The organism is Saccharopolyspora sp. NPDC045941, from assembly GCF_056431445.1.
The window spans coordinates 1-10,326 of the sequence record NZ_JBWKKU010000121.1; the positions used below are offsets into that span (position 1 = coordinate 1).

The following is a 10,326-nucleotide window of genomic DNA, read 5'->3' on the forward strand; positions in this document are numbered from 1 at the left end:
CGTGACACCGAAGCGAACACCTCGCCCACGAACTCGCTCAACTCGCCCCGAAGACGTTCCACCGCACCAAGATCCACACCAAGATCATGAAGCATACCCACCAACAAGATCAAGACTTAACGAAGTACTACTAGTGCTTGATCGCGCCGCCGTCGACGACGATGGTCTGGCCGGTCACGAACGAAGCGCCCTCGGACAGCAGGAAGCGCACCGGCGCGATGAAATCGTCCACCGCGGCCGCCCGTTTGATCGCCCGTCCGGCGATGTTGGCCGGCTCGGTGTGCGCGATGTCCGCCGACAACCCGGTGACGACGAGCCCGGGAGCGATGACGTTCACCGTGATCCGGCGGTCGCCGAGTTCGGCCGCCATCGAACGGGCGAATCCGATGACACCCGCCTTGGACGCCGCGTACGCGGCTATCCCGCCGGGGCCCTTGAACGCGGTGCCGGAGGAGAACAGCACGATCCGCCCGCCGTCGGACATCGCCGCCGCGCACGCCTGGACGGTGGCGAGGGTGCCGTGCAGGTTGACCTCGAGCACCCGGGCCCACTCGTCCCGCGGCATGTCCAGGAACGGCCCGGTGCGGCAGATGCCGGCGCAGTGGACCAGACCGGACAGGGGACGATCCGCGCAGAGGTCCGCCACGACGGTCACCAGTCCGTCCCGATCGGTCACGTCGCCCGCGACGTACCGCACGCCCGGCACCGGAGCTTCGGGCGCAGCCGGGTCCAGCACGACGACCGGTCGTTCGCCCGCGAGCGATTCGACCAGCCGGGCGCCGATGCCGGACGCGCCGCCGGTGATCAGGAGTGGCCCGCTCATCGGGACCGACTCGCGACCAGCTGCTCCAGGCCCTTGATCGCGTAGTCCAGGACCATCGACATGACGCCCATGAACAGCAGGACGGCGAACGAATCGGCGACCTTGAAGTTGCTGGTGAGCACGACCAGCCGCTGGCCGAGGCCGTAGTACGCGCCGACCATCTCCGAGAGGACGGCACCGAGCACGGCGTACACCGCACCGAGGCGCAGCGCGCCGACGATGCTCGGCAGCGCAGCCGGAAGCTCGATCTTCACGAAGCGCTGGACGGGCGACATGGACAGCGACCTGGTCAGCTGCACGACGTCGTGGTCGATCCCGCGCAGCGCGGCGAGCGTCGACGTCAGCAGGACGAAGTACACGACGCTGCCGGCGACGAGCGCCTTCGGCGCGAAGCCGAGACCGAACCAGAGGATGAAGATCGGCGCCAGCGCGGGCCGGGGCAGGCTGTTGGCGAGGGTCAGGAACGGAGTTGCGGCGCGTTCGAGCACCTCGGACCGCGAGAACACGACGCCGGTCACGATGCCCAGGAGGCCGCCGGCCGCGAGGCCGGCGAGCGCGCCGGCGAACGTCGCGGTCACATCGGTCCAGAACTCCGCCTGCCCGAGCTGGCTGACGAGGCCCTTCGCGACCGCGTCGGGGGAGGAGACGAACAAGGGGTTGACGAGCCCTCGTCGGGATGCGAAGTACCAGCCGCCGATGAACGCGATCGCGACCGCGCAGCGGATCGCCCACACCTGCAGCCGGACCCGGGTCCGGCGCTTGCGCCGTTCGGCGAAGACCGCGAGTTCCATCGCGGAGAGGTCGGTACCGGACAACCCGGCGGCCTTCGCCTCCTCGCCGGCGGCTCCGTCCGAAACGATCGATCGGCTCATTGTTCCTCCCGGATTCCTGCGAGAACGAGAAGCATCGCTACTCCGCCGCCACCGGAGCGCGCACCAGGTCGATGTCGGCGGGGGTGGCCGTGTGCGGCCCGCCGTTGACGATCACGGTCTGCCCGGTCAGGTACGTCGCCGCGGCCGAACACAGGAACAGGCACACGGACGCGATGTCCTCCGGGCGGCCGAGCCGGTTCATGGCGACGAACCGGGCGACCCGGGCTTCGACGTCGTCGGCCGCGAACCGGGACGCCGCGGTGACCACCGCTCCGGGCTCCAGGCAGTTCACCCGCACGTTCAAGTCCGACCACTCCCACGCCATGGTCCGGGTGAGCGACGCGAGCCCGGCCTTCGCGGCGGCGTACGCCCCGCGCAGCGGGTGCGCGTGACCGGCGGAGGCGGACCCGATGTTGACCACCGCGCCGCCGCCTCGGCGCCGGAACCCCGGCAGGCATGCGGTGGCCAGGTGGAACGCGCCGCTGAGATTGGCCTCGATCATGGCGTTCCACGCGTTGACCGACAACTCCTCGAGACGCGCGCCGAAGTTGCCGCCGGCGTTGTTGACGAGGATGTCCACCCGGCCGAAGCGATCTTCCGCCGCGGCGGCGATGTCGGCCGCGGTCTGCGGGTCGCGGATGTTGCCGGTGACCGCCACCGCGTCGCGTCCCAGCTCGCGCACGCGCGAGACCACGTCCTGCAGCGCGTCGGCGCGCCGGCCGTGGACGACCAGGTCGGCCCCGGACGCGGCGAACAGGTCGACGACCGCGCCGCCGATGCCGCCGGTCGCGCCGGTGACGATCGCCACCCGGTCGCGAAAGTCGAACCGCACGCCGCCGAACGGCGAAACCGCTTGCTGCGCAGCTGTCATCGTTTTCCCTCCGAAGGTCCGGTTCGGACCAGGCTCGCCACCGGGTGCTCTCCTGGCAACGGCCCGCGGGCTATCGGCGCGATAGTTCCGCGCGGCGCCGTTCTGCATTGACAGCCGCGCGTCGGGGCACGGAGCATCACCGAACCGGCGTGGCACGTCGGAAGGCGGTCGATCAGCCGCATTCGACGTACGCGGACTGTTCGATGGCGAACCCGTTCCCGAGAGGCACGAGACGCCGTCCCAGCCGCACCACGGTCCACCTCTCGACCCAGCGGAGTTGCAATGAGGCAGACCAGCACGGCGAATCCGAGGACGGAAGTCGCGGACCAGGCGGCGGATCACCGGCCTCCCAGCAGGCGCCCGGCCGGAGCGCCGATCGAATTCCGCCACGTCAGCCACAACTTCATCCACGGCCGTCGCGCGGTGCTGGTCCTGGAGGACTTCAACCTGGACATCGGCGCGTCGGAGTTCGTCAGCATCGTGGGCCCGTCGGGATGCGGGAAGACGACGGCCCTCTCGATGGCCGGGGGACTGGAACGGCCGCGGGCCGGAACCGTTGCGCTGGACGGCAAACCGGTCAGCGGCACCTCCGACGACGTCGCCTTCATGTTCGCCCGCGACGCGCTCTTGACGTGGCGGCGGGTCCGCCGGAACGTCGAACTGGGCCTGGAAGTGCGCCACGTCCCGGCGGCGGAACGCAAACGGCGCGCCGACGAGTGGTTGCGCCGCGTGCGGCTGGAGGAGTTCGCCGACTCGGACGTGCTGCACCTGTCGCAAGGCATGCGCCAGCGGGTCGCGATCGCGCGCACGCTCGTGCAGAGCCCCCGGGTCGTGCTGATGGACGAGCCGTTCGCGGCGCTGGACGCCCAGACCCGCGCGAACCAGCAGCAGGAGTTCATCAGGCTCTGGGAGGCGGAACGGCCCACGGTCGTCTTCGTCACCCACGACCTGGAAGAGGCGATCCTGCTCAGCGACCGGGTCGTGCTGATGGCCGCCCGCCCGGGCCGGATCGTCGCCGACATCCGGATCGACCTGGAACGGCCGCGCACGCAGGAGATGCGCACCTCGTCCCCAAAATTCGCCGAATACCTGGAAACCCTCTCGGCTCGCCTCCGCGAAGAGGTGGCCGCAGCCGAGGAACGCCGGCGCGCGGACGAGGATGCCTCCGCATGATCGAGCGCATGGTTGCCCCGGACGGCACCAGCCTGGCGTACCGGGTCGTGGGGAGCGGCTCGCGCCCGGTGGTGCTGGTGCACTCGCTCGCGCTCGACGGCTCGTGGTTCGAACCGCTCGCGGCGGAACTCGGGGAGACGTTCAGCTGCGTCATCCCCGACCTCCGCGGCCACGGTGCCAGCGGGGGAGCCCCGGATTCGATCTCGTTGGACGTGCTCGCCGACGACATCGCGCTCATCGCCGAGCAGCTCGGCCTGACACGGTTCCCGGTCGTGGGGATCTCGCTCGGGGGGATGGTCGCCCAGGCACTCGCGCATCGCCACCCCGGTACCGTCGAGGCCGGGGTCCTCATCGCGACGGCCGGGGCGTACGACGACAACGCGCGGGCCGGATCTCGCTCGCGCGGGGACGCGGCCCGGGCACCAGGCGGGCTGGCCGTGCTCGCCGACATGACGATGACCCGCTGGTTCGGCGATCCCCAGCGGCCGGATCCGCTGATCGCCCGGGCCCGGGACCAGTTCCTCGCCGGCGATCCCGCCATCCACGCCGCGTTCCTCGAGGCGATGACCGCAGTCGGCGACTTCGACGTGCCGCCGTCGGTGCCGACGCTGGTGATCGGTGGCACCGACGACGTGAGCACCCCGCGCACGGTCATCGAGAACCTGCACGCGCGCATCCCGCACTCGCGGCTGCGATTCGCGCCCGGCGGTCACCTCGCCGCGTTCACCCATCCCGCGCCCGTAGCGGCGTTGCTCCGGGGGTTCCTCGATTTCCCCGAACCGTCTTCGCCGCACAACGACACCTCGAAGGATGCCCGCATTGTCTGATTCCGCCCAGTCCCCGGAGGAGTTGCTCGATCACCTGCGGGCGGCGCAAACGCCCGCGCTGCTGATGCTCGTCGCGCACCTGACCGACGACCCGTCCGTGCTCCGCCCGCGATGGCGCCCGAACCCGGACCTGCTACCCGCGACCGGTCTCGACGCCGAGACGGACGCGGAGGCCCGGGCGTTCTGCCTGGCGACGCTAGAGCCGTACCTGCAGGACATCGATGCGTGGCCGGTCGAGCCGTCCGCGGCAGTCCTCGAAGCGATCGCGGAGTGGGCGCTCGACCGCTCCGCCGGCGATGACGCCGCGCTGCTGCGCGTCGCCTTCGTCCCACCTGGCACCGATCCCCGCGCTCCGAAGTGGACGAAGGACCAGCTCGCCCCGGATCGGCCGATGCGGGTGGCCATCGTCGGGGCGGGCCTGTCCGGGCTGATGGCCGGGTTGCGGATGAAGCAGGCCGGCGTGGACTTCACGATCATCGAGAAGAACGGCGACGTCGGCGGGACGTGGTACGAGAACAGCTATCCCGACTGCCGGATCGACGTGCACAGCCACATCTACACCTACTCCTCCTTCCCGCACGACTGGCCGTCGTACTTCTGCCGGCAGAACGTGATCTTCGACTACCTGCGGGCGTTCGCCGAGCAGAACGGGCTGCTCGACCACATCCGGTTCGACACCGAGGTCGTCTCGGCGACCTGGGACGATTCGCGGCACCTGTGGTCGGTCGCCACCACCGGGCCGGACGACCGCTCCCGGACCGAAGAATTCACCATCGTCGTGTCCGCGGTCGGACAGCTGAACCGCCCGATGATCCCGCGCATCGACGGACTGGACACCTTCGACGGTCCCGTGTTCCACACCGCGCAGTGGGACCACGGCGTCGACCTCACCGGCAAGCGGGTGGCGATCATCGGCACCGGCGCGACCGGAGTCCAGGCGGCGCCGGCGATCGCGCGGTCCGCGGCGTCGCTGACGATCTTCCAGCGCAGCGCGCCGTACCTGCAGCCGACACCCGAGCTCCGCCAGGAGATCCCCGACGACGAGCGCGCACTCCTGCGCGAGATTCCGCTGTACCGCGCGTACTACCGCTTCTCGATATTTCTGCCGAGGGCCATCGGACGGCTCGCCGCCGCGACCGTCGACCCGGCGTACCCGCCCACCGAACGGGCCGTGTCGGCACCCAACGAGCGGCTGCGCGAACTGCTGACGGACTACCTGCTCGGCCAGGTCGAGGACCGGCCGGACCTCGCGGCGAAGATCGTCCCGGACTACCCGCCCGGCGCCAAGCGGATCGTCCGCGACGACGGGACCTGGATCGGCACGCTCAAGCAGGACCACGTCGAGCTGGTCACCGAGCGAATCGCCCGCATCGACGGGAGCGGGATCCACACGGCGGACGGTCATTACGTCCCGGTGGACGTCATCGTCTTCGGAACCGGCTTCAACGCCTCGGACTTCCTGATGCCGATGCAGGTCACCGGGGAGGGCGGGGCGGACCTGCACGAGTCGTGGGGCGTCGACGCGTGCGCCTACCTCGGCCTGACCGTTCCGGGCTTCCCGAACCTGTTCTGCATGTACGGCCCCAACACGAACCTCCTGCTGCACGGAAACCTCGTGCTGTTCATCGAATGCCAGTCGGTGTACATCCTCAGCGCGATCGAGTGGTTGCTGGAGTCGGGCAAGTCCTCCTTGTCGCTGCGCCGCGACGTCTTCGAGAAGTACAAGGACGAAGTGGCCGAGGCGAGCGCGCTGCGCGTGTGGGGATGGTCCAAAACGCACAGCTGGTACCAGAACGCGGAGGGCCGCTCCACCATCATGTGGCCGCTGTCGGCGCACCGGTACATCAGCAGCACCCAGGCCGTCGATCCAGAGCAGTACGAATTCCGCTGACCGCACCGTCCTAAGGAGACCTCGCTCGCCGTGATCACCGAGAAGAACACCGTCGTCAACGACCTCGAGACCCGATACCTCATCGGAGGCGAGGACCGGGGCAGCACCGTCGTCTTCCTCCACGACGGCGCGTGGGGAGCGTCCTCGGACGTCACCTGGGGGACGCTGTTGCCGCTCGCGGCGCAGACGCACCGCGTCATCGCGCCGGACCTGCTGGGCTTCGGCGGTTCGGCCAAGGCGGTGCGGCTGGACCAGTCACCGTTCGGCTTCCGCTTGCGCCACGTGTACGCGCTGCTCGACCAGCTCGACGTGGACGGCCCGGTCCACCTGGTCGGGAACTCTTTCGGCGGCTCGATCGCGCTCCGCGCGCTGCTGGACGACCGGTTGAGCGGGCGCCTCGCCTCGGTCACGTCGATCAGCGGCACCGGCGGCCCCTGGCGCAGCGCGACGAGCGCCGAACTGGCCGGCTACGACGGCACCCGCGAGGACATGGCCCGGATCGTCCGGCTGCTGTGCGACGACTACCCGGGCATCGAGGACCAGGTCGACGCGCGGATGCGGTGGGCCGCCATGCCGGGCCACTACGCCGGGATGCTGGCGCCGCACGCGACACCGCCCGAGCCACTGCGGACCGCGCGTCCGGCCGATCCGTACCCGGCGCCGTTCGCGGACGTCACGACCCCGGTCCTGCTCTTCGACTGCGCGGGTGATCCGCTGGTAGAACGCGGCTGGGTGAAGCACCTGGCCGACCGGTGCCCGGCGGTGACCGTCGCGCCCGTGCCCTACAAGCACGCGCCGAACATCAGCCATCCCGAGCAGACCTGGCGCCTCATCGCCGACTTCGTGAACGGAGCGTGAGACCGTGTTCGACGATCCCCACGACGCCGTCGCCGCCGCGGACGTCCCCCACGACCGGCTGTTCCGGCTCGACGGCAAGCGGTACGCCGTCCTGGGCGGTGCGGCCGGCATCGGCGAGCACGTCGCGCGCACGCTCGCTTCCCGCGGCGCGCGGCTGCTGCTCGTCGACGTCGACGAGGACGCGCTGGGCCGCCTCGCCGATGAACTCGACGCCGACCGGTTCGTCGCCGACGTCTCGTCCGAGGACGGTGCGCGGTCCCTGGCCGAGCACGCCGCCGGTGCGCCGCTGCACGGATACGTCGACGTCATCGGCCAGATGCAGCGCAAAGCGCTGCCGGCCTTCACGCTCGCCGAGTGGGAGAAGGACTTCCGGGTCAACCTGACGCACGCCTTCCTCGCCGCCCAGCACCTGGCGCCGATGCTGGCGCGACCCGACTCGTCGATCGTCTACGTCTCGAGCATCAACGGAACGCGCGCGGGCAGCTACGCCGCCGGGTACGGCCCGGCGAAGGCGGCGCTTGAGGGATGGGTGCGTCAGCTGGCCGACGAGTACGGGCCGGAGGGGATCCGGGTCAACGCCGTCGCACCCGGGCTGTTCCTGTCGCCCCGCTTCCTCGCCGGAGCGCACGCCCGCACGATGATCGAGCAGTTCAGCGGCAAGGCGATGCTCCGCCGGCTGGGCCAGCCGTACGAGGTCGCCGCGACCATCGCGTTCCTGCTCACCCCGGCCGCGGGCTACATCACCGGCGCCACGATCCCGATCGACGGCGGGGCGCGCGCGGTCGACGCGACCGGCCTCGACCTGCTCACCCGCTGAGACAAGGGCGGATCCGCCGGGATCGTCGGCATACGATGACCGGACGGTCGGCGGCAGCGGCGCCGACGACCCGGCGGGAGTAGGGGCCGAGCGTGAGATTCGAGCAGTTGCGCTACCTCGAAGCAGCACTTCGCACCGGCTCCTTCCGCCAAGCGGCCCACGAGCTCGGCGTCTCCCAGCCGACCATCACCAACCAGGTGCAGCGGCTCGAAGAAGACCTCGGCGTCGTCCTGGTCATGCGCGGGGCGCACGGCGTGCGCCCGACGGATGCCGCCGAGCGGATCCTGCCGCACGTGAAGTCGGCGATCCGGGCCGAGGACCTGCTCCGCCAGGAAGCCAGCGCGATCGACGGCCTGAAGATCGGCAAGGTGAGCCTCGGCACGGTGGCGATCGGGAGCATGCGGGTGCTGCCGCACCTGGTCCGCGAGCTGCACGAAGGGCACCCGAACATCCGGTTCGAGGTCACCGAAGGCGGCACCTACATCGTGCGCAACGGAGTCCTGGACGGGAAGTTCGACATCGGCCTGATCACCCGGATCCCGCTGCCCGGCGAGCCGCCGGACGACGAACGACTGCACCACATCGACCTGATGACCGGGCGGCTGGTCCTGTGCGTGCCCGACTCGCACCCGCTGGCGCGCGCCGAGACCTTCGACATCGACGACCTGGCCAGCGAACCGCTGATCTTCTTCCGGGAGGGCAGCATCCTGCGGAAGGCGTTCGAAGAACTCGTCACCGGCATCGACGCGCGCATCGTGTACACCACCGACGGCGCGGAGACCGCGCAGCGGATGGTCCGGGCCGGGGTGGGGATCTCGATCGCGAACACGCTCGCGCCGTCGACGGCCAGCGGCAACGGCGTGACGCTGATCCCGATCAACAAGCCGTGGGCCCAGACGACGCTGTCCGCGATCGTGCGGCTGGGGGAGGTGCGCGGACGGATCGTCGAGACCTTGCTGCGCCAGATCCGGTCGTCCAAGAGCTCGGTCGGACAGGTGTAGCGCGGACAGGCTGCTGCGGTGATAGCCGCCGGCTTCTTCTGCCGCGGCGGCCCGTTCCCTAGAGTCCGAGGGCATGAAAGCCGTGCACATCAAGGATCTCGACGGCCCGTCTGCCGTCGCCGTCGTCGACGTCGACCCGCCTTCGCGCAAGGATGACGAGGTGCTCATCGACGTTCACGCGGCGGGGGTGTCCTTCCCCGAGGTGCTCCAGACGCGGGGGTTGTACCAGGTCAAACCGGAGCTTCCGTTCATCCCGGGCGCCGAGGTGGCCGGCGTGGTCGTGGACGCCCCCGCGGGAGCGCCGGTGCGGGCCGGTGACCGGGTCGCCGCCCTGCCGTTCCTGGGCGCCTTCGCCGAGCAGGTCGCCTGCCCCGTGGACGCGACGTTCCCCATCCCGGACGCGTTGGGTTTCGAACAGGCTGCGGCGATCCCGTTCAACTACCTGACGGCGCACTTCGCGCTGTGCCGGCGCGGCCGCATGTCGGCCGGGGAGACGGTGCTGGTGCACGGGGCCGCCGGAGGCGTCGGCAGCGCGGTGATCCAGGTCGCGAAGGCCTTCGGGGCGGGCTCGGTGATCGGCGTGGTGTCGACGCCGGAGAAGGGGAAGGTCGCGCTCGCGGCCGGGGCGGACCAGTACGTGCTGGCCGACGGTTTCAAGGACGCGGTGCGGGAAGCGACCGGCGGGCGCGGCGTCGACCTGGTCGCGGACACCGTCGGCGGTGACCGCTTCACCGACTCGTTGCGCTGCCTCGCCGCCGACGGCCGGATGCTGGTGATCGGGTTCACGGCCGGATCGATCCCGGAGGTGAAGGTCAACCGCCTGCTGCTGAACAACCTGGACGTCATCGGCGTCGGCTGGGGCGCCTACGCCAAGACGCGCCCCGGCTACCTGCGCGGCCAGTGGACCGAGATCCTGCCGAAGCTCGAATCCGGCGCCCTCGCGCCCCCGATCGGCGGCAGCTACGCGGTCGGCGACGTCCGGGACGCCCTGGAGGCCATCGAGAGCCGACGGGCACTGGGCAAACTGGTCCTCCGCCTGCGCGGGTAGCCGCTCCGCCTGTTCTGCCTGTGCTGGGCCTGCGTCGTCGCACAGTTTCAATTGAAACCTCGCTCCGAGGGTCCGCAATTTCCATTGAAATCGAAGAAGTTGTCCACATCCTCCGGTGTGTCGGACCCACGACACGCCGGAGACT

The 10,326-nt window shown here is 70.4% G+C and carries 10 protein-coding genes; 7 read left to right on the forward strand and 3 right to left on the reverse strand.

Annotated elements, in window-relative coordinates; translation table 11 throughout:
• Positions 1-130: 130 nt before the first annotated feature.
• From AC07FN_RS44875 to AC07FN_RS44885, 3 genes are read right to left on the reverse strand one after another with little or no spacing between them, the layout of a single operon-like run.
• On the reverse strand, positions 131-823 hold the full coding sequence (locus AC07FN_RS44875; RefSeq protein WP_478401201.1) for an SDR family NAD(P)-dependent oxidoreductase: 693 nt from the start codon (positions 821-823) through the stop codon (positions 131-133).
• Positions 820-1,695: an ABC transporter permease gene (locus AC07FN_RS44880; protein WP_478401202.1), complete on the reverse strand. Its 876-nt coding sequence runs from the start codon at positions 1,693-1,695 to the stop codon at positions 820-822. The genes AC07FN_RS44875 and AC07FN_RS44880 overlap by 4 nt, the downstream gene beginning before the upstream one ends.
• A gap of 37 nt (positions 1,696-1,732) precedes the next feature.
• A complete protein-coding gene (locus AC07FN_RS44885; RefSeq protein WP_478401203.1) occupies positions 1,733-2,566 on the reverse strand; it encodes an SDR family NAD(P)-dependent oxidoreductase in 834 nt (277 codons plus the stop codon).
• A gap of 282 nt (positions 2,567-2,848) precedes the next feature.
• Here AC07FN_RS44885 and AC07FN_RS44890 point away from each other — a divergent pair, with 282 nt between their 5' ends.
• The 7 genes from AC07FN_RS44890 to AC07FN_RS44920 all read left to right on the forward strand — a co-directional run bounded on the left by AC07FN_RS44890 (position 2,849) and on the right by AC07FN_RS44920 (position 10,181).
• Positions 2,849-3,739: an ABC transporter ATP-binding protein gene (locus AC07FN_RS44890; protein WP_478401204.1), complete on the forward strand. Its 891-nt coding sequence runs from the start codon at positions 2,849-2,851 to the stop codon at positions 3,737-3,739.
• Entirely contained in the window at positions 3,736-4,566 is an 831-nt protein-coding gene (locus AC07FN_RS44895) for an alpha/beta fold hydrolase (protein WP_478401205.1), read from the forward strand. Before AC07FN_RS44890 ends, AC07FN_RS44895 begins: the two co-directional genes overlap by 4 nt.
• Positions 4,559-6,457, forward strand: a complete 1,899-nt coding sequence (locus tag AC07FN_RS44900) for a flavin-containing monooxygenase (RefSeq protein ID WP_478401206.1) — start codon at positions 4,559-4,561, stop codon at positions 6,455-6,457. Before AC07FN_RS44895 ends, AC07FN_RS44900 begins: the two co-directional genes overlap by 8 nt.
• Before the next feature lie 30 nt (positions 6,458-6,487).
• On the forward strand, positions 6,488-7,315 hold the full coding sequence (locus AC07FN_RS44905; RefSeq protein ID WP_478401207.1) for an alpha/beta fold hydrolase: 828 nt from the start codon (positions 6,488-6,490) through the stop codon (positions 7,313-7,315).
• Positions 7,316-7,319: 4 nt separating this feature from the next.
• Entirely contained in the window at positions 7,320-8,132 is an 813-nt protein-coding gene (locus tag AC07FN_RS44910; RefSeq protein ID WP_478401208.1) for an SDR family NAD(P)-dependent oxidoreductase, read from the forward strand.
• 92 nt (positions 8,133-8,224) lie between these two features.
• The gene (locus tag AC07FN_RS44915; protein WP_478401209.1) at positions 8,225-9,133 is read left to right on the forward strand and encodes a LysR family transcriptional regulator; all 909 of its coding nucleotides are present in this window, start codon (positions 8,225-8,227) and stop codon (positions 9,131-9,133) included.
• Between the two features lie 73 nt (positions 9,134-9,206).
• Positions 9,207-10,181, forward strand: a complete 975-nt coding sequence (locus AC07FN_RS44920) for an NADPH:quinone oxidoreductase family protein (protein WP_478401210.1) — start codon at positions 9,207-9,209, stop codon at positions 10,179-10,181.
• Positions 10,182-10,326 lie beyond the last annotated feature (145 nt).